This is a genomic window from Dyella tabacisoli, from assembly GCF_003350925.1.
Taxonomy (GTDB): domain Bacteria; phylum Pseudomonadota; class Gammaproteobacteria; order Xanthomonadales; family Rhodanobacteraceae; genus Dyella_C; species Dyella_C tabacisoli.
The window spans coordinates 136,674-157,259 of sequence record NZ_KZ857184.1; the positions used below are offsets into that span (position 1 = coordinate 136,674).

Annotated in this window: 10 protein-coding genes; 5 read left to right on the forward strand and 5 right to left on the reverse strand. The window is 61.4% G+C overall.

The genetic code is table 11. The annotated features are described in order from the left end of the window. Positions 1-3 precede the first annotated feature (3 nt). Positions 4-2,148, reverse strand: a complete 2,145-nt coding sequence (locus tag DVJ77_RS19560; protein ID WP_114847214.1) for a bifunctional (p)ppGpp synthetase/guanosine-3',5'-bis(diphosphate) 3'-pyrophosphohydrolase — start codon at positions 2,146-2,148, stop codon at positions 4-6. Positions 2,149-2,367: 219 nt separating this feature from the next. Continuing rightward, positions 2,368-6,399 (reverse strand): ATP-dependent RNA helicase HrpA, encoded by a 4,032-nt coding sequence (gene hrpA, locus DVJ77_RS19565; protein ID WP_114847238.1) that lies wholly within the window; start codon positions 6,397-6,399, stop codon positions 2,368-2,370. Positions 6,400-6,517: 118 nt separating this feature from the next. On the opposite strand from hrpA, the gene DVJ77_RS19570 reads away from it, so the two are divergent. Next, positions 6,518-6,985, forward strand: a complete 468-nt coding sequence (locus tag DVJ77_RS19570) for a Dps family protein (protein WP_114847215.1) — start codon at positions 6,518-6,520, stop codon at positions 6,983-6,985. Between the two features lie 55 nt (positions 6,986-7,040). Here DVJ77_RS19570 and DVJ77_RS19575 read toward each other — a convergent pair whose 3' ends face one another. Together DVJ77_RS19575 and DVJ77_RS19580 are read right to left on the reverse strand one after the other, a co-directional pair. Beyond that, positions 7,041-7,622, reverse strand: a complete 582-nt coding sequence (locus tag DVJ77_RS19575) for a helix-turn-helix domain-containing protein (protein ID WP_114847216.1) — start codon at positions 7,620-7,622, stop codon at positions 7,041-7,043. A gap of 2 nt (positions 7,623-7,624) precedes the next feature. Beyond that, positions 7,625-8,071, reverse strand: coding sequence for a YybH family protein (locus DVJ77_RS19580; protein WP_162791600.1), 447 nt, complete (start codon positions 8,069-8,071; stop codon positions 7,625-7,627). Between the two features lie 334 nt (positions 8,072-8,405). Here DVJ77_RS19580 and DVJ77_RS19585 point away from each other — a divergent pair, with 334 nt between their 5' ends. The 4 genes from DVJ77_RS19585 (at position 8,406) to DVJ77_RS19605 (ending at position 20,015) form a co-directional block, all read left to right on the forward strand. Then, the gene (locus DVJ77_RS19585; protein ID WP_225428105.1) at positions 8,406-10,739 is read left to right on the forward strand and encodes a TonB-dependent receptor; all 2,334 of its coding nucleotides are present in this window, start codon (positions 8,406-8,408) and stop codon (positions 10,737-10,739) included. Positions 10,740-11,092: 353 nt separating this feature from the next. Next, complete coding sequence (locus DVJ77_RS19590) at positions 11,093-13,612, forward strand: glycosyltransferase family 2 protein (RefSeq protein ID WP_380039630.1); 2,520 nt, start codon at positions 11,093-11,095, stop codon at positions 13,610-13,612. An 878-nt stretch (positions 13,613-14,490) separates the two neighbouring features. Next, complete coding sequence (locus tag DVJ77_RS19600; protein ID WP_114847220.1) at positions 14,491-16,257, forward strand: autotransporter assembly complex protein TamA; 1,767 nt, start codon at positions 14,491-14,493, stop codon at positions 16,255-16,257. Positions 16,258-16,268: 11 nt separating this feature from the next. Next, positions 16,269-20,015 (forward strand): translocation/assembly module TamB domain-containing protein, encoded by a 3,747-nt coding sequence (locus DVJ77_RS19605; RefSeq protein WP_114847221.1) that lies wholly within the window; start codon positions 16,269-16,271, stop codon positions 20,013-20,015. A gap of 90 nt (positions 20,016-20,105) precedes the next feature. Here the strand turns inward: DVJ77_RS19605 and DVJ77_RS19610 are convergent, their stop codons facing one another. Further along, the gene (locus tag DVJ77_RS19610) at positions 20,106-20,492 is read right to left on the reverse strand and encodes a DUF5329 family protein (RefSeq protein ID WP_162791601.1); all 387 of its coding nucleotides are present in this window, start codon (positions 20,490-20,492) and stop codon (positions 20,106-20,108) included. Positions 20,493-20,586: the final 94 nt, after the last annotated feature.

Genomic DNA, 20,586 nt, shown 5'->3' on the forward strand with positions numbered 1-20,586 from the left:
TACTTATCCACCACTGACGCGCCGCACTTCAACCACATTGGGCAAGGCCGCCAGCCGCCCCAGCAAGGTCGATAACTGCTCGTAGTCGCGCACGCGCAAGGTAAAGCGCATCTCCACCTCGCCCGTGCGGGTAAAGACCCGGCTGGAGGAGGCAATGATATGGGTGCCGAAGTTGCTGATAAGGCTGGTGACGTCTTTCTGCAAGCCCTTGCGGTCATAGCCGCGCAGCTCGATGTCTACCTCGTAAGCCTGCGCGGCGGCCTTGCCCCATTCCACGTCGATCACCCGCTCGGGATCGCGCTGGGCCAGCCAGGCGAGGCTGCTGCAATCGGCGCGGTGCACGGATACACCCCGGCCACGGGTAATAAAACCGCGCACCGGATCGCCCGGCAACGGCTGGCAACACCGCGCCAGCGTGGTGAGCAGGTTGCCGATGCCTTCGATGCTCAGCGCGCTATGTTCGTGGGTGGCATGGCGTGAAGTGACTGGCAAGGCCGATTGCATGACCTCGGCCGGCGCGGCCGCTTCTTGCAACACGCGGGTGATCTGGCCGGGATTGATCTCGCCCAGCGCCAACGCGATCAACAGCTCATCGTGACTTTTCAGATGAAAATGCGCCGGCAGCTTGCTCAGATCGGCAGCCGGTACGGCATTGCGCTTGAGTTCGCGATCGAGCATGGCGCGGCCGGCGGCAATGTTGGCGTCGTGAGCGATGCGGCGAAACCACACCCGAACTTTTTCGCGCGCCCGGTTGGTATTGAGATAACCGTGATGTACCGACAGCCAGTCGCGGCGAGGCTCGGACAATTTACCCGTGAGGATCTCGATCCGATCGCCGCTCTGCGGCTGAAAACTCAACGGCACGATGCGGCCGTTGACCTTGGCGCCGCGGCAACGATGCCCCACTTCGGTGTGTATGTGGTAAGCGAAATCCAGCACGGTGGCGCCATGCGGCAGATCGAACACCTCCCCTTTCGGGGTCAATAGATAGACCCGATCTTCCAGCAACTCGGTTTGCAGCTCGGCCGCCAGATCGCCACCGCCAGAATCGGCTTCGTTCTCGCCGCGCGGCTCCAACAGGCGGCGCATCCAGGCGATTTTCGCCTCGAACTCGCTGTCGCCGCTGCCGCCCTCTTTGTAGCGCCAGTGCGCTGCCACGCCCAACTCGTTGTAGCGATGCATGTCGTGGGTGCGTATCTGCACCTCCAAGGTTTTGCCGCGCGGGCCGATCACCGCCGTATGCAGCGAGCGGTAGTCATTGCCTTTGGGTCGGGCAATGTAATCGTCGAATTCGCCCGGCAGGTGCGGCCACAGCGTATGCACCACGCCGAGTGCGCCATAGCAATCGGCCACGCTGTCGACCAGCACGCGCACGGCGCGAATATCGTACAGATCGGAAAACTCCAGCGCCTTGCGCTGCATTTTTTTCCAGATCGAGTAGATGTGCTTGGGCCGTCCGGCCAGGTTGGCCTCAATACCTGCCGCTGCCAGCGCGCGGCGCAATACCTCCAGCGATTCCTCGATAAAGCCTTCGCGGTCGGTACGGCGCTCATCGAGTAGTTTGGCGATGCGCTTGTAGGTCTCCGGCTGCAGATGACGAAACGCCAGATCCTCCAGCTCCCACTTCAGTTGCCAAATACCAAGCCGATTGGCGAGTGGCGCATGGATATCGTTGGTGAGCCGGGCCAACGCCTGCCGTTCTGGTTCGGGTAGCGCGCTGGCCGCACGCAATCGCGCTAGCTGACGCGCCAGCAGAATAAACACCACGCGCACGTCGCGGATGATCGCCAACAACAAACGGCGCAAACCTTCGGTGCCGGTACCCGGCGCACGTTGCGCATGCAGCATCCACACTTGTTCGGCCGCCTCCTGACCTGCCACCAGGCGCTGCAACTCGGCAGGCAGGCGTGCTGCCTGTTGCTGCCACAACACCGGATCGACGCGCGCCAGTTCAAACCACAGTGCAGCCGTCTGGGTTTGCGCGTCGCAGCCAAGCATGCCCAGCAGATCGAGTACGTCGGCGCATTCGTCGCCGTTCATCGGCCGCTGCGAACACAACTCGATCACCTCGGTCAGCGGCGCCGGCAAGGCACGCTCGCGCCATGCCGCTAAACGTGTTGACGCTGATGGTGGCGCGGCTTGAACCATAACGAGCGAGGCTCCTGTCTGACGCCCCATTCTAGACGCGGTTGGCCGTGGCCGGGCGGGCGTGGACGTGCATGGACGTGCTGGGTAGGTTGGGGTGAGCGCAAGCGAACCCCAACGTCGATGGCCCAGCATTACCAACAAGGTCGATTGGATTCCGCGATGTTGGGGTTCGCGTTGCTCACCCCAACCTACCGAGGTTGGGGGCTGAGGTTTGGGGTTTCAGTTCACGGCTTCCAGCGCCTTGGCCAGGCGTTTGGCCGATACCGGTTCGGCGGTTTTCAGCTCTTGTGCGAACAGCGACACGCGCCACTCTTCGATCAGCCAGCGCAATTCGTCGAGCGACGCGGTGCCGGCGGCGCGATGTTTCAGGTATTCGCGCCAATACGGCAACACCTGCAGCATGCGTTGCTGGTCTTTGGTCGGGTCTTGGCGCAGGCGTTCGGCGCGCAAGCGCATCGCTTTGAGGTAACGCGGAAAGTGGGCAAGCCGCGCGGTGGGCAGTTCGCGCAAGAAACCCGGCACCAGCAAGCCATCGAGTTGCTCGCGCAGGTCGTCGTAACTGGCGCGGGCGAAGCCGAGCAAGGGTGGCTGTAGCCAGGACTTTAAATCGGCCTGCGCTTCAATGATCGGCTCGGCCAGTTTTAAGCGCTCTACGGCGGCGGCAAACAGCTCGCGCGAGACTTGAGTACGCAAGGTCTCGAAGGCTGCGGCCGTGCGCACGTCCAGTTCGTGGCGTTCGAGCAGGTCGGCAAAACCACCTTCGACCAGGTCTTCGCGCAGGCTATCGATACTGCCCAGCGGTGCGTATTTCAACGCCAGCGGATTGGCGACCGGCAAGCGTCGCCGTGCTTGTTTGGCATCGCTGGACAATGCATTGCGCAGCAAACGCACCACGCCATCGCGATGCGCGACACGCGCTTCATCACCGCGCTCGAACACGCGCAGCGCGACGGTTTCGCCCAGATCCACCAGCGCGGGAAACGCCAGCAAGCCGCCGTCGGAACGGACCTGGCGAGGAATCTCCTCAAAATCCCAGGTGGCTACGTCTTCGCGGGTCAGCTCGATATCGGTCTTGCGCGAGAACGCCTCGCGCGCCTGACCCTCCCACTGCCGGCGAATGGCTACCAGATCACGACTCGAGGCGAGTGTCTTGCCTTGCTCATCGTGCAGGCGATAACGCATATGAAAATGCGCCGGCAGCTCAACGGCCGTGAATTGGGCCGCGCCGATCTCGACACCCGTCGTGCGCTTGAGGAAACCGGCCAGCGATTTGGCCAGCGACTCGTCACTGGGCGCTACCGCCTCGACAAACGCGCGGGCGAAATCCGGCGCCGGCACAAAGTTGCGTCGCAACGGCTTTGGCAGGCCACGAATCAATTCGGCCACTTTCTCGCCGAGCAGGCCCGGCACCAGCCACTCGCAACGTGCTGCCGGCAGCGCGTTCAACATCGCCAGCGGCAAATGCAGGGTGACGCCATCGGCCTCGTCGCCGGGAACGAAGCGATATTCCAGACGGTAACGCTGCGGCAGTATCTCGATCGCGGCGGGGAACGCTTTCGGATCGAGTCCGGCGCCGCCGACCATCACGTCATCGATCGACCAGCGCAGCGCAGCCTGCTCGGCCGGGCGTGCTTTGCGATACCACGCATCGAGCGCACGGCTACTGGCGATCTCTTGCGGCAGCTTGTCCGCAAAAAAGTTGACCAGCTCGTCCTCGTGACGGATTAAGCCCTCGCGGCGCTGCTTGGCCTCGATACCCAAGGCGTCGTCCAGCACGCGTTGATTGGCGCGAATAAAATCCACGCGCGCATCGATGTCGCAACGAACCAGCGCCTCGCGCAGGAAAATCGCATGTGCTTGCGCTGGATCTTGCTGCTGAAAAGTCACCGGCCGCCGCTCGACCAGGCTCAAACCGAACAGGCTCACTTGCTCGTAAGCCACCACATGCCCGCGCTTCTTCGACCAATGCGCATCGCGGCAGGCACTGCGCAGCAAATGCGCGGCCTGCTGCTCGACCCACAAAGGCTCGATGCGGGCGCACATCATGCCCCACACCTTGCCGCCGATATCGAGAATCTGCGTGGCGAAGATCCAGTTTGGCGGCACTTTGGCTAGTGCTGAGCCGGGGAATACCTGGAAACGCCGCTCGCGCGTGCTTAGGTATACACCCTTCTCGTCTTTGCGGCCCACCTGGGTAGGCAGGCCAGCCAGCAGGCTGCGGTGGACGCTCTCGTACAGACGATCGGCTTCGTTGTTGTCGGGAACGGGGAACGGGGAACGGGGAACATGAGCGTCACCGTTGCCCTTATCCTTGCCGTTCTTCGTAGCGCTTTTGTTGCCACTTCTGTTGTCCATCGCCGCTTTGGGTGGCTGCGACGTCAATGTTCCCCGTTCCCCATTCCCCGTTCCCCAAATCTCCTGCGCCACCAGCAACAACTGCCGATGCAACTCGCGCCACTCGCGCATGCGCATAAAGCTGAGGAAGTTTCGCGAGCACCAATCGCGCAGTTTCGACTGCGTCAGCTCCTCGTGCACCGCGTGGTATTCACGCCACAGGTTGAGCACGCCGACGATATCGGATTTCGGATCGACAAAGGCCGCATGAGCGGCATCGGCTTGCTGGCGCGCATCGGCGGGGCGCTCGCGCGGGTCTTGGATACTCAAGAATGAAACGACGGTAAGCAGTTCGCGCAGGCAACCCAGCGTGTTCGCCTCGACCAGCATGCGCGCCAACTGCACATCGATCGGCAGCCGCGCCAGGGTGCGGCCGATGGCGGTGAGCCGGCGCTGCTCGTCAATCGCGGAGATTTCCGCGAGGCGGCGATAGCCGTCGGCGATGACTCGCGGGTCGGGTGCTTCGAGAAAGGGGAATTCGTCCACCTCGCCCAATTGCAGCGACAGCATGCGCAGGATCACGTTGGCCAGCGACGAACGCAGCAGCTCGGGGTCGGCGAAGGCTGCGCGGCTGGCGTAGTCGGCTTCGTCATATAAGCGATAGCAAATACCGGGGCCGACGCGGCCGCAGCGGCCTTTGCGCTGATCGGCGGCGGCTTGCGAAATCGGCTCGACATGTAGGCGTTCAAGCTGGCTGCGCTGGCTGTAGCGCTTCACGCGAGCCTGCCCGCTATCGACGACGTAGCGAATACGCGGCACCGTCAACGAGGTTTCCGCCACATTGGTGGCCAGCACCACGCGTCGTTTGGTGCCGGGCTTGAACACGCGATCCTGGTCGCCGGCGGACAGCCGGGCGTACAGCGGCATAATCTCCGTCTCGCGGTATTGCCGGCGCGACAGCAGTAGATGCGCATCGCGAATCTCGCGTTCGCCGGGCATGAAAATCAACACGTCGCCGCGCGGGTCGTCGTGAGTGATTTCATCCAGCACGGCAGCGATATGCTCGGCACCGCCTTGCTGCATATCGCCCGCGCGCTGACCGCGCCTTGCCGCCAACTCGTCCAGCGAGCGCCAACGTACCTCCACCGGATACGCGCGCCCTTCCACCGACACTACCGGCGCGCCATCGAAATGCTCGGCGAAGCGCGCGGTATCGATGGTGGCCGAGGTAACGATGATTTTCAGCTCGGGCCGTTTAACCGCAAGCCGCTTCAGATAGCCCAGCAAAAAGTCGATATTGAGGCTGCGCTCGTGCGCCTCGTCGATGATGATGGTGTCGTAAGCGCTCAGCCACGGATCGCCCTGCGTCTCGGCGAGCAGGATGCCGTCGGTCATGAACTTGATAAGGCTTTGCTCGGATACCTGATCGTTAAAACGAACCTGGAAACCGACCTTGTCGCCAAGCTGGGTGCCGAGCTCTTCGGCGACGCGACGCGCTACCGAGCGCGCGGCCAGGCGGCGGGGCTGGGTGCAGCCGATCATGCCCGCTTCGCCCCGACCCGCCGCCAGGCATAGCTTGGGTAATTGGGTGGTCTTGCCCGAGCCGGTCTCGCCGGCAATCACCACCACCTGGTTTTCGCGTATGAGCTTGATGATGTCGTCGGCACGCGCGGTGATCGGCAGCGACTCGTCCAGCCGAATGGCTGGTTTGGCCGCCACGCGGGCACGGCGCTTTGCTGCCGAGGTTTCAATATCAGACGTCAGCGCCGCGAGTTTTTTCTCGTCCGGCTTGCGCGACAACGCCCGCCAACGGCCGAGCAAACGGCCGAAATCGCGACTGGACACGCCATCGAGTGCCTTGCGCAGGGCGCGCAGTTGGGGCTCGGGCGTAGCGGAGGAAGGGGATACGTTACTCATGGGACCGCACATGATAGCCGCACACTATGGCCGACATTGGCAGTATCCATTTCCCCCCGCCCCGCTCCCCCGCTAAGCTCGGCCTTGTCTCTCATCTACACCACAGGAAGGAGCACTCATGGCCGTTTCGATCGGTATCCCCAAGAAAGAGCGCGAGCAAATCGCCAAGCATCTCTCCAAGCTGCTGGCCGATACCTATTCGCTCTACCTGAAAACGCACAGCTTCCACTGGAACATCACCGGCCCGCAGTTCAACAGCCTGCATACGATGTTCGAGACCCAGTACAACGAACTGTGGCTGGCCGCCGATGAAGTCGCCGAACGTATCCGCACTCTGGACGTATTCGCCCCAGGCTCCTACAGCCAGTTCGGCAAGCTCACCTCGATCAAGGAAGAGTCCGGCGTACCGGACTGGAAAGTGATGGTCAATCAGCTCGTCGAAGGCCACGAGATCGCCGCGCATACCGCGCGCCAGACGATCAAGGCCGCCAGCACCGCCGGCGATGAAGGCAGCGCCGACCTCGTCACCGGTCGCCTGAAAGAGCACGAGAAGACCGCCTGGATGCTGCGCTCGCTGCTGAAGTAGGCCAAGCACGGAACCGGGCCGGCGGCGTCTATCGCCGCCCACCCGGCTCACCCCCTCAGCCATCCTTGAATATGGCTGGGGTGCCGACCCAGATCATGCGCACTTCGGTATCGCCTATATTGCGCATGCTGTAAGGGTGGCGTTGATCGAAGTGCGCGCTGTCGCCGGCATGCAATTCAAATTTTTTCTTACCGACACACATCTCCAGCGTGCCACTGAGGATGTACCAGAAGCCCTCGCCTTCGCGGTGCACCATAGGCGCTTCCAGGCCCGGCGGCACGATCAGCCGCAGCGCCTCCATTTTGCGCTCCGCATGACGCCCGCTCAGCCGTTCGTAGATCACCGGTGAATTAAGCTCGATGCGATCGTGCTCATCGGCGCGGCAGACGATTTGGCCCGGCGTGGGCACACCGACGAAATAATCGATATCCACGTCCAGCGCACGCGCGATGGCTTCCAGCGAGAGCAGCGAGGGATGCGCCAGATTTCGCTCTACCTGCGACAGGAACGGTACCGACAAGCCCGATCCGCTGGCCAGCCCCTGCAAGGTAAGCCCCAGCCCCCGGCGCCGGTCGCGAATAGCCGTACCGATGCTCGATACGCTGGATTTACCGACGGATGAAACCGTGCCGGCCATGATTACGAACTGTGATCGGCAACGATCAGCCAGCGCGCCCCGACCTTATGGAACACCAGCGTGGTAATGCCAGATACGGTGACGCCGGTGTCCTGCTTCAAGAAATAGCGGCCGACGACAAAGGCGTACTGCGACCCCATTTCTTTCACGTCGATGAGTTGCAAGGACAACTGACCCATGCTGGCGCCGTCGCCTTTCTTGAAGCGCTTGGCGTACATCTCTTCGATCGCGGCATAACCCGTGGTGACGCCCTGGGAACCGATGTAGCGGGTCGTCGGCGAGTTTTCGTAAACCTGCATGAAGGTCTTCAGATCGCCGGCCGTCCACGACGCGGCACTCTCATTGAGCGCTTTCTCGATCGACGCATGCACCGAATCGGCTTGAGTTTCAGCCATCACCGGCATGGTCACGACGGCAGCGGCACAGAACAGCAGCGGGATAGTTTTCATAGCGCTCACGCAAGATAAGTGAATGAGCCGCCCACGGAGTCCAGACGGATAACCGAGTGGCGACGGAAGCATCCTACCCAAAATACTTGACACCATCAAAACTTTTTGATCGTATGAAAATCATGTAAACGTCCACTGCTGGCGGTAATTGCAAGCCGTTCCGCGGCAAAGAGGCGTGGCGACAGCCGCCAGACCTATCTGGCATTTCCATCTACGGCCACTTGGCCGTCAGACACAGGCCGTTACACAGGCACGGAGCAAAACACATAGCCCGACATGGGGAGGTTACGCCGTGGCGGTTAGCAATCAAAAACAGGATCGTTGGGGAGAGGATATGAACAACAAACGCGGACGCGTGCTTTTCTGTACGTCCCTATTGGCCAGCGCGTTGCTGGCAGACATGGCTTACGCACAAACATCGCCAAGCGGCGATGTCGGCAAGAAAAAACCGATACCGGCGGCTATCGACCAAGCGGCTGAAACGCCGCAGGCAACCACCCTGCAAGGCATCGTGGTTACCGCCGCCAAGCGCGAGCAGGATATTCAGAAGGTGCCGATCAGTATGGCGGCGTATTCCGGCGAGCAGCTCGAACGCCAGGGCGTGAACAGCCTTACCGACCTGGCGCGGATGGCGCCGGCACTCACCGTCGTCTCGTCCGGTCCGGGCTCAAACAACCTCATCATCCGCGGCATTTCTTCGAGCGCGGGGTCGGCGGCAACCGTCGGTTATTACCTGGACGACGTGCCGATCGCCGCCTCCAGCAACGCCGCCCTGCTATCAACGCGCGGGGTCATCGACCCATCGGTGTTCGATATCGAGCGCGTCGAGGTGCTGCGTGGCCCACAGGGCACGATCTACGGTTCGAGCTCAATGGGCGGCACCATCAAATACGTCACCAACCAGCCCGATGCCAATAGCACCGAGGCGAGAATCAAGACCGACCTGTCGGGCACTTATCACGGCGGCTTCAACGGCAACCTCAATGGCGTGCTGAACCTGCCGCTGGTGCAGGACAAAGTGGGTCTGCGCGTCTCCGCGTATTACCGCAATGACGATGGCTATATCGACCGCTACCCGATCGATCCGAAAAACTATCTGGCCGCCGACCCCAACGGCAAGAAAAAAGACAACGTCAACACCTTCAAGACCTACGGCACCCGCGTTGCCTTGCTGATTAAGCCAGACGACACCTTGACCATCACGCCCAGCTTTATCTACCAGTATTCGCGGCTCGGCTCGCCGTTCACCTACGACAAGGTTCCGGCCAATCTGCAAAACCCTTATCAGGTGCGCGATATCGACGAAACCAATGTGCAGAAGTCGACGATTTCCAATCTCGCCATCCACAAACAGTTTCGCAGTGTCGAGCTGATGTCCTCGACGTCGTACTTCACACGTGACGTGAACATCCGTGACGACAGCTCCAAGGTCATCAATTATTTCTTCGGGCTACCCAGCGTCTATCCGACGACCATGTACGGTAGCTACAAGAACAAGGAGTTCACCCAGGAGGTACGCGCCACCAGCACCTTCGACGGCCCCTTTCAGGCCATCGTCGGCGCCTTCTATCACAACGTGAAAGCGCCGCTTGAGTCATCCATTCCCTACCCGGCCGGGTTCAACCAGACCTTCAATACGCCGTTTCCGAATTACGCGACGATGTATCGTGGAACCCGCCATGCGGATCTGGACGAGTACGCCATCTTCGGCGAGGTGTCCTACAACATCACCGACAAGTTGAAGGCCAGCGCCGGACTGCGCGCTTTCGAGGTGAAGCAGTCTTTTGCGCAAACCGGCGACGGCCTGCTCAACGGCGGCCCCAGCAGCGTCAAGAGCAGCTCCAAGGACTACGGCAGCACCCCGAAGTACACACTTCAATATCAGCTCTCGCCCGACAACATGATTTATGCCACCGCCTCGCAAGGCTACCGGCCGGGTGGGCCGAATAACCCGGCGCCGGCTTCGCTGTGCGGCACCGAGGTGGCCGGCCTGGGGCTTAGCCAGTCGCAGCTCAACAAATACGGCCCGGATTACCTGTGGAACTACGAACTGGGCATGAAAACCGCGTGGCTGGATCGCCGACTCATGGTCAACGCGTCGGTTTATCACATCGACTGGAGCAAGGTGCAGCAGCAAATCGTGCTGGGTTGCGGCTATAACATCACCGCCAACTTCGGCAATGCGGTGAGCCAGGGCGGCGAGCTGGAAGTCAAATTTCTGCCGATCAGCGCGCTGACACTCAGTGCCGGCGTCGGTTATACCGATGCCCATCTGAAGAGCAATGTGCCCGGCACCCCGGCCAAGAACGGGGATCGGCTGACCAACGTGCCACGCCTGAGCGCGTCTACATCGGCCGAATACCGCCGCCGCGTCAATGCCGACTACAACGGCTTCGTACGAGCCGATGTCAGCTACGTCGGCAACTCCACTTACTTGTACGACAGAACCAGCCCGTTCTACCGCCGCGGTGGCTTTGCCACGACCAACCTTCGGATCGGCGTGGAGGGCCGCAACGGATTCGATATCTCCGTATACGCCACCAACCTGTTCGATAAACGCGGTGAAACCGACCTGCCGGTGGCAATCTCCGCCGACCTGCCGACCACCCGTCGGGCAGCGCTCAATCAGCCGCGCACGATTGGGCTCACGGTGCAGTACCACTACTAACCAGCCGCCGGAACCATGCAGCGCGTCAACCGCGCGTTGCATGGTTCCGGGCAGCCGCTGAGGCATCAGGCCATCGACTTAAGCTGTCGGGAGCCGCCTGAGTGCAGTCAAACGGCGCTCGGTGGCAGCCTGAAAACATGGGCAAAACCTAGCCGCAGCCTCAACGCCTGACCTGGTGCTGACCGCCGGTTACAGTCTTTTATTGAGCCAACCGCCCAGCGTTAGTAAGCTCGCCGAGCTTTCAGGCCTCGTGTGAGGCGGCCACGGGGATCGTTTTGAGCGTTACACCAGTCAGTCCAGACAGCCGGCATCCTCGGCTCGCAGCCATCCTGCTCGCGCTTGTCGTGGCTGCCATGAATATTGGCCTGTGGTGGTGGAGCAATCTCCCGCATGGCCCGGAGGACTGGAAAGGCCCGATCGGCGGCTTTGCGCTGTCCGCGTTCCAGCGCTACCAGAACCCGTTGAAACTGGATTTCCCCAGCGATGAGGAAATCGACGGCGACCTCAAGCTGATAAGCCAATACAGCCCGCGCATCCGTACTTATTCGATGCTGGAGAATGCGCAGATCTACCGGCTGGCCGACAAAAACGGCCTCAATGTGCTGGCCGGCGCCTGGATCGACAACCGCCTGGACAACAACGAGAAGGAAATCGAGACACTGATCGCCCAGGCGCGGCGTTATCCCACCTCGATCAAACGGGTCATCGTCGGCAACGAGGTGCTGTTCCGTAACAACGTCACGCCCGAACAGCTAATGGCTTATGCCGACCGCGTACGCGCGGCGATCAATCAACCGGTATCGATCGCCGAGCCGTGGCATATCTGGGCGAAATACCCCGAGCTGGCCGACCACGTCGACTTCATCACCGTGCATCTGTTCCCGTACTGGAACGGCATCGACCGCAAGAGCGCCATCGGCGACGCGCTCGGCAGCTACAACCAGCTACGCCAACTGTTTCCGAACAAACCGATCGTCATCGGCGAAATCGGCTGGCCCTCCAACGGCAACCGCTTCCAGTACGCCGACCCGTCGGTGTCCAACGAAGCGATCTTCCTGCGTCAGTGGTTCAACGAGGCCAAGAAACGAAACATCGACTACTACGTGATGGAAGCCTTCGATCAGCCGTGGAAAGAGCAGCTTTCCGGCCGCACCGAAGCCTACTGGGGCATGTTCAGCGCCGACCGCAAGCCGAAGTTCCCCTTCACCGGCCCGGTGACCGAGGACGTGAAGTGGCCGTGGAAGGCGATTGCCGCCAGCCTGCTGGCCCTGCTGCCGATGATCTGGTTCGCCCACCGTTTCCGCCGTTTCAAGCTGACCGGGCGATTCTTTTTCGCCGGCCTCATTCAGTTGGCCTGCGGCTTGATCGTGTGGTCGGCCACACTGCCGTTCAACTATTACCTGAGCTGGATCGACTGGACCATGTTGGTGCTGTTGTTCCCGGCACAGATCGCGATCCTGGCGATTCTGCTTATCAACGGCTTTGAGTTCACCGAAGTACTGTGGCGCCCGCGCTGGGTGCGCCATGCCGGCATGCTGCGCCCCGACCCGCCCGAAAAGCAGCCGTTCGTGTCGATTCACCTGGCTTGCTACAACGAGCCGCCGGAAATGGTCATCGTCACGCTCGATTCGCTGGCCGCGCTCGATTACAACAATTACGAAGTCTTGGTGATCGACAACAACACCAAAGACCCGAATGTGTGGAAGCCGGTGCAGGAGTATTGCGAAAAGCTCGGCAAGCACTTCCGCTTCTTCCATCTGGAACCGTGGCCCGGCTACAAGGCCGGCGCGCTGAATTTCGGCCTGAAAGAAACCGACCCGCGCGCCGACGTGGTGGCGGTGATCGATGCCGACTACGAAGTACGCGCCGACTGGCTGGCCGCCCTCACCGGCCACTTCCACGATCCCAAGGTGGCCGTGGTGCAATGCCCGCAGGCGCACCGCGAGTTCGAGCACAACACCTTCCGCCGTATGACCGCATGGGAATACGATGGCTTCTTCCGCATCGGCATGCACCACCGCAACGAGCGCAACGCGATCATTCAGCACGGCACCATGACCATGGTGCGGCGATCCGCGCTGGAAGGCACCGGCGGCTGGTCCGAATGGACCATTTGCGAAGACGCCGAGCTGGGCCTGCGCCTGATGCACGCCGGCTACGACCTGGTCTACGTCGATGAGCTGATGGGCAAGGGCCTCACCCCCGCCGACTTCAAGGCGTACAAGAGCCAGCGCTACCGCTGGGCCTTCGGTGCCATGCAGATTCTCAAGGGCCGTTGGGACTGGATGACCAAAAAGGGCCCACTCTCAGGCGGTCAGCGCTTCCACTTCCTCACCGGCTGGTTCAGTTGGTTTGCCGATGCGCTGCATTTGTTGTTCACCCTGATGGCGATCTTCTGGACCGCCGGCATGGTCGCCTTCCCCGCCCTGTTCAACCTGCCCATGCAGTTGTTCTTGGTGCCGGTCATCGGATTCTTCTTTGCCAAGGCCATCTTCGGCATCGTGCTGTATCGCGCCCGCGTGCCCTGTAGCTGGTACGACACGCTGATGGCCTCGCTGGCGAGCATGGGTCTGTCACACGCGATTGCACGCGGCATCCTGCATGGCCTGACCCGCGAGAAAACCTCGTTCGTAGTAACTGCCAAGAGCCGCCGGCTGGGCGGCAGCAACTTCGCTGCCTTCGCGCCGGTACGCGAAGAGCTATTAATGGCCTGCGCCTTGCTGTTCTGCGTACTTGGTATGGCGGCGAACTATGGCGCGCAGTACATCGAGGGCCTCTTGTGGATGTTTATTCTGGCTGCGCAGGCGATTCCGTATGTGTCGGCGGTGATTGGGGCTTGGATTGCGCATAAGGCTGGGGATAAGGCTGGTTGAGGCTTACGCGACCTGGATCACCTGCGGCGGGCTTTCGAACCCCTGCCGGGGCCCGAGTCACTTTTCTTTGCTTGCTCAAAGAAAAGTAACCAAAAGAAAGAGCACCCCGGTGCGTCGCCCTACGGGCTTGTGAGGGTCGGCCGGGCTTTTCGACAGTGCATCCATGCACTGGCGAAAAGGACTCGGCATCCATGCCGAGTCCCCTGCGGGCCTGATCGTCCGACCCTCACCGACGCACAGGGGCCCCAAGGTCAAGAGCAACGTCAAAAGCCGCTGCTCGCGCCGCTTTTGCTCCTCCGGGGAGGCTGGGAGGGGGTCCAACCTCGCCGCAAGATTGAACCCCTCCCCAACCCTCCCCTGCAAGCAGGGGAGGGGGCTGTGCGGCGTGCATTTCATATATCGGCGACTGCGTGCAGTCGCTCCCGAGTGCGCGCAGGACGCGCGCTGCTCTTCGGGGCCCCTTTGCAGCGGTGAGGCTTGGACGACAAGGCCCGTAGGGGCATCGACATGGATGTCGATGCCTTTTCGCCAGGGCAGGAAGCCCTGTCGAAAAGCCCGGCCAAGCCTCACGCACTCGTAGGGCAGGATGCCCGTAGAGCGCTGCACCGGGGTGCTCTTTCTTTTGGTTACTTTTCTTTGAGCAAGCAAAGAAAAGTGACTCGGACCCCGGCAGGGGTTCGAAAACCGCCGCAGGCGACCAGCTAGCGCAGCATCACCAACAGGCGAAACCCCGCCGCAGGCGAACAACCCAGCCCCACCCCACATTTAGGAATCATCCGATCCCCCGGTACATTTGCCATCAACCTCCACCCCGCTAAGCTGACCCAAACAAGTTCGTCATACGAACCCACTGCCCCTTAAGTAGACGGAATCTACGCATGCGCCGACATCGACGCCTTGGCCTGCTCACCCTGCCCCTGCTGCTACTTCCCGCCCTGGCTCACGCCGGGGTGCAATTGGCCGTAGATGGGGTGGATGACACGCTCAAGACGGCGGTCGTTGCCGGTGTGGAGTTATCGCAATACGCCAATCGCGAGGCCAGTGAGGCCCAGGTGCAGCGCCTATATGCTCGCGCAGCCGACCAAGTGAAGTCGTCGCTGGAGCCTTACGGTTATTACGACGCCACGGCGGTAGGCGAGCTGCAACAAGTCGGCAGTGACTGGCGTGTCACCTTGCATGTGAAACTGGGCGAACCGGTGAAGGTGACCCAGGTCGAGATCACACTGGAGAAAGAGGCGGCTGAGATTCCCTCGGTTCGCCGCGCCGAAGCCGCCATCAAGCGATTAAAAGATCAGCCGCTCAATCACGGCAGCTACGACGCGGCACGCGACGCGTTGAGCGCCAACCTCACCGCGCACGGTTTTCTGGATGCAAAGCTCGTCACTCACCAGGTCGAGGTCAATCGCGCCAACCGCAGCGCGGCGATCAAGCTGGAGTGGCAGATCGGTCAGCGCTACCGCTATGGCCAGGTGCTGTTCGATGGCTCGCAATTTCGCGAAGGTTTCCTCGATCGCTATGTGCCCTTCAAATCGGGCGACTATTTCGACCAATACCAATTGCTGCAATTGCAGCAGGCATTGAATGGCGCCGATTATTTTTCGGTGGTCAATGTACAGCCCGACATCGATGCCAAGGGCGACGGCAAGGTGGATGTCAAAGTAGAGCTGGCGCCGGCCAAGCGCACGATTTATACCGGCGGCCCGTTTGTCGGCACCGATACCGGTGTCGGCGTGCGAGGCGGCATGGAGCGTCGCTGGATCAATCGGCGCGGACACAAATGGAAAAACGAAATCGTGCTGGCGCAGCGGCTGAAGACCTTATCGACCACATACACGATCCCGATGCCGGGCATCAACCAGCGCAGCTTCAATATCGGCGCGAACTTTCGCGATGCCAATACCGACACCTCTAAATCACGCACGCTGGAGCTGGTCGGCAACGAAACCCGTTTATGGCATGGCTGGACCCGCACGATCGGCCTGCATGCACTTTCAGGCACGTTTACGGTCGGCCAGAAAGGCGGCGAAAACACCAACACGCTCGGCATCGAACATGGCCGCAGCACGCTGTTCTACCCCGAGGTTTCGCTATCGCGCAAACAGGCTGACAGCCCCACCTTCGTGCGGCGCGGCTGGTCGATTGACGTCTCTGCGCGCAGCACCGTCGGCACCCTGCTCTCCGATACCCGCTTCAGCGATGTCACCGTCGATGCCAAATGGATTCGCGCATTCAGCAAACGCGATCGGCTCATTTTGCGCGGCAGTGCCGGTTATACCTGGACCAACGATTTCACCGCACTGCCGCCGCAGCTACGTTTTTTCGCCGGCGGCGATCGCTCCGTGCGCGGCTATGGCTTTCAATCCATCGGCCCGCGCAATACATACAATCGCGTTATCGGCGGCAAAAACCTGCTGGTCGCCAGCACCGAAGTGGAGCACTACTTCACCAAGAACTGGGGCATCGCCGCTTTTGTCGATGCCGGCAATGCGTTCAACGGCTTCGATTACCGGCCACGCGTAGGCGCCGGGCTGGGCGTGCGCTGGCTATCGCCGGTAGGCATGATTCGCGTGGACCTAGGCACGCCGATCCACGATACACAGAACCACGGCGTGGAACTGCACCTCGTGATTGGGCCTGATCTATGAGGCGCCTGACGATGAAAACCTGGCTTAAACGTGCAGCTCTCGCCGTGAGCGCACTCGTACTGCTGGTGGTAGTAGCGTTGTCATGGCTGCTAGGCACCGGCTCGGGCCTGCGTTTTGCACTGGCACGTGCGCAAAGCGCCACCCATGGCGCACTGAGCGTGCAACACGCCGAGGGGCGATTGATCGGCCCCTTGCAGCTCACCGGCCTGCGCTACGCCGATGGTCAGGGGCTGGATGTAAAACTTGCCAGCGCGCAGCTTGACCTACGAGTAGTGCCGCTGTTGCGCAAGCGGTTGCACATCGTTGACTTGCAAGTCGATGGCATCGACGTGGCACTGCCTAAGCCAGCACCCAACCAACCGCCGAGCGAAAGCAGCTTTTCGCTCAAGCCGCCGATGGATTTCGTCCTCGATCGCGCACACGTCGGCAAAGTGCGTATCGCCGAGGAAGGCAAACCCTTGTTTGTTTCCGACAGCCTGGATCTGGCCGGTCAATGGACGGCCAAAGGTCTGGAGCTGAAAAAGCTCGTGCTGCGCGCGCCGGCGGGGCATGCCGATCTCGACGGCACGCTGGCCATCGGCGCCGACGAGCAAGGCGACGGCGCTGCCGGTTTCGCCTGGACCGTCGCCGACGTTGAATACGCCGGCAACATCGAGGCCCATGGCGACGGCAAGCAGGTCAAGGTGGATCTCAAGCTCACTCAGCCGATGGCTGCGCAACTCGACCTCACCGTGGCGCAGAGCGGCGACTATGCCTGGACCGCCAAACTCGATGCGCCGAGCTTCAACCCCAAGCCATTGCTAGGCAGCAGCTCGCTTACGGCGCTTGCGTTTGACTTGCAAGGCAACGGTGATCGTCATGGCGGCACGCTCAATGGCCGACTCGACCTCAATAACTATCAACTCATACTGAAACCGCTGCGCGCGCATTTCAGCGATGACTTCCATACCTTGAATCTGCAGCAACTGAGCATCGGCTCGCCGCAAATCAAAGGCAGCGTGGATGCCAGCGGCATCGTGCAGCTCGGTGCACATCCGATCAGCGGCGACTTGCAAATCCAATGGAAAGATCTCGCCCTGCCCGCCCATCTGGCCGGCCAGGACCTGCTCAGCCAGGGCAGCCTGAAAGCCCAAGGCAGCGCCGATCAATTCCACGCCGAAGGCGATGTGGATATCGGCCCACCCGGCAAGCTAGCCAAGCTCGCTCTCAACCTGGACGGCACCCCGCAGGCGATCACCCTGCACACGTTGGCGCTCAAACAAACACAAGGCGACTTGCAAGCCACCGGCACACTCACCTTGCAACCGGCGATGGGCTGGCAACTGCAAGCCACCGCCAACAAATTCGATCCTGGCCAGTTGTTCGCCGGCTGGAGCGGCGCACTGGATTTCGACATCGCCAGCAACGGCAGCCTGCCGAAAGATCGCCCGGATGCCGTGCTCGACATCCGCAAGCTTCGCGGCAGTTTGCGCGATCGCGCGATCAGCGGCAGCGGCAAGCTGCACCTCACCCCCGACGAAGTCATTGACGGCAAACTCGAACTCGGCTCGGCCAACAGCAAGGTGCAAATCGATGCCAAGCCGGGCAGCAGCAACGACATTGGCATCACCCTGGCGGTCGCCTCGCTCGGTGACTGGTTACCCGATGCGACCGGCGCGTTGAACGGCGAGTTCCGCGCTCGCGGCAAGCAACCCAGGCTCGCTGTGACTGGCCATCTGCAAGGCCATGCGATCCGTTACCAAGATCAGACAATCGACAGCCTGCGCTTGACCGCCGATATCCCGGACATCAGCAACCCCGGCGGCAAACTGGATCTTGAAACCAGCGGCGTCAGCGCCGGCGGCCTCGCCTTCCAAAGCATCAACTTGCGCGGCGACGGCACCGCCGCACGGCATAACCTGCAACTCAACGCGCGCGGCAACGAGCTTTCCGCCGAGCTTGCACTCAACGGCGCACTCAAAGGCTCCGCCTGGAGCGGCACGCTATCGACCTTGAACCTGGAGCCGAAGGGCCTGCCGCACTGGCGTCTGCAGCAGCCCTCCCAGCTCAATTACAACGATGCTGCGATGAGCCTGTCCGAACTGTGCCTCAGCGCGGGTACGCCGCAATTGTGTGTGGCGGCCAAACAAGACAAAGCAGGCAACCTCGATGCCAGTTATCGCTTGCGCGAGCTGCCGCTGGCTTTGCTGATGAGCGCGGCGTCCGCCCATATGCCGATGCGCGGCGATGGCGTCCTTGATGGCAGTGGCCAGATTCGCCGTACGGCGGCAGGCGCACTCAACGGCACCGCGTCGATCATGTCCAGCCAGGGCGCTTTGACCTATATCGAACACCCCGAACGTCCCTTGATCGCCTATCGCGATCTCGCGCTGCATGCCGAGCTGAGCCCAAGCAGCCAGCGCGCAACCTTGCGTGCCAGCCTCGGCAATGGCGGACTTTTGGACGGCCACATAGGCATGACCGGCGCGCAACAGACGCTCGATGGCCAGATCGAACTACGCCTCAATGACCTCGCCTTTATCGAATTACTCACCAGCGAAATCGCCAACGTCAAAGGCGGTATCGATGGCAACTTCCGTCTCGGCGGCACACTTAAGCAACCGGCCATCACCGGCCAGGCGGCCGTCAACGGTTTCGCCGCCGAAGTACCGGCGGCGGGTCTCAAGCTGAGCGAAGGCAAGCTGACGCTAAGTACCAGCGATACGCAGCAATTTCTCATCAGCGGTAGCGCCCGCTCAGGCCAGGGCAGTTTGTCGATCAGTGGTCAGGCGGGCATCGGCGAAAACGCCCAGACCCAACTGACCATCAAAGGCAGCCAGTTCACCGCCGCCGATATTCCCGCCGCCAAAGTGGTGGTTTCCCCCGACCTGCTGCTCACTCAAGACAACAAGGGCACCGACGTCAGCGGCACGCTGCATCTGGATAGCGCCGACGTGGACGTGTCCAAGCTGCCCGGCGCAGGCGCCACAAAAGCCTCGCCCGATGTCGTGGTGCTCGATCAAAAGCAACAAGAGCAGGCCTCGAAGTTGCCGATTACCGCGCAGGTCAAAGTAGATCTTGGCGACAAGACACATCTGGTCGGCCTGGGTCTCGATGGCAAACTCAGTGGCGTACTGACGGTAAACGAGCGCCCCGGCCGTACCACCACCGGCCAGGGCCAGATCACCGTGAACGGTATCTATAAAGCCTATGGCCAGAGCTTGCAGATCGAACAAGGCCACCTGCTGTTCGCCAGCACGCCGATCGACAACCCCGGCCTGGATATCCGCGCGGTACGCAAGCTCAACCCCAACGCCACCATCGACGAAGGACAAAAGGTCGGCCTGTATGTATCGGGCACGGCGCAGCGGCCGGTGCTGACGGTGTTCTCTAACCCGACCATGGAGCAATCCGATGCGCTCTCTTACCTGATTACCGGCAAGCCACTGTCGCAAGTGAAAGGTGGCGAAGGCAGCATGGTCGGCGCTGCCGCGCAGGCGCTCGGCTCCGCCGCCGGCGATCTGCTCGCCAAGAGCATCGGCTCCAAAATCGGTGTGGATGACATCGGCGTCTCCACCAACGAAGCGCTCGGCGGCAGCTCCGCGTTCACTGTCGGCAAATATCTCTCGCCGCGCTTGTATCTCAGCTACGGCGTCGGCCTGTTCGAGCCCGGCCAAGTCATCACGCTACGCTACAAGCTCAGTCATCGCTGGAACTTTGAGGCGCAGAACGCCACCGATTTCAACCGTGCCAGCCTGAATTACCGCTACGAAAAATAGGCCAGGAGAATGGGCCTGGAGAATAGGCCCGAAGAATAGGCTTGAAGAAATGGGAGCGCAGCCTGTGCGCTCCCGGAATCTTTCCATTCTTTACGGCGTGGCCTGCTGGCGCATCCTGCGCAACTCCTCTCGCAGCCAATCAGCAGAAGCTTGTTCGCGACCATCGCAGCGCACCTTGTACGGCTCGCCGCTCATGCTGCTGGCGCTAGCCGCCCGTGCAATGAAATCTTCGGCGGAATCGATCTGCTGTTTTCGCTGCAGATAATTGAACTTGCTTTTCAGGTGATCTTGCGCACGCTTGGCATCGTAGTCACTGCCGTTACGGATAAAGGTGCAGTTGCTGCTGCCGACGAAGGTGAGCAAGGCAGCGACTTCTTTCTGCCCTTGCTCATCGAGTGCGGCAAACGCCGGCGCACTCAGCGCGAACAAGGCTATCGCCGCGATGAAGCTGCGCCGGGCCGTAACAAAAAAAACCATACTTGCCGCACTCCGTTCAAATGTCATGGTTTCATGTCCCCAAGGATGCTCTGATCTATTGGGCGTAGGCATGCTAGCCCATTGGTCATGCTCA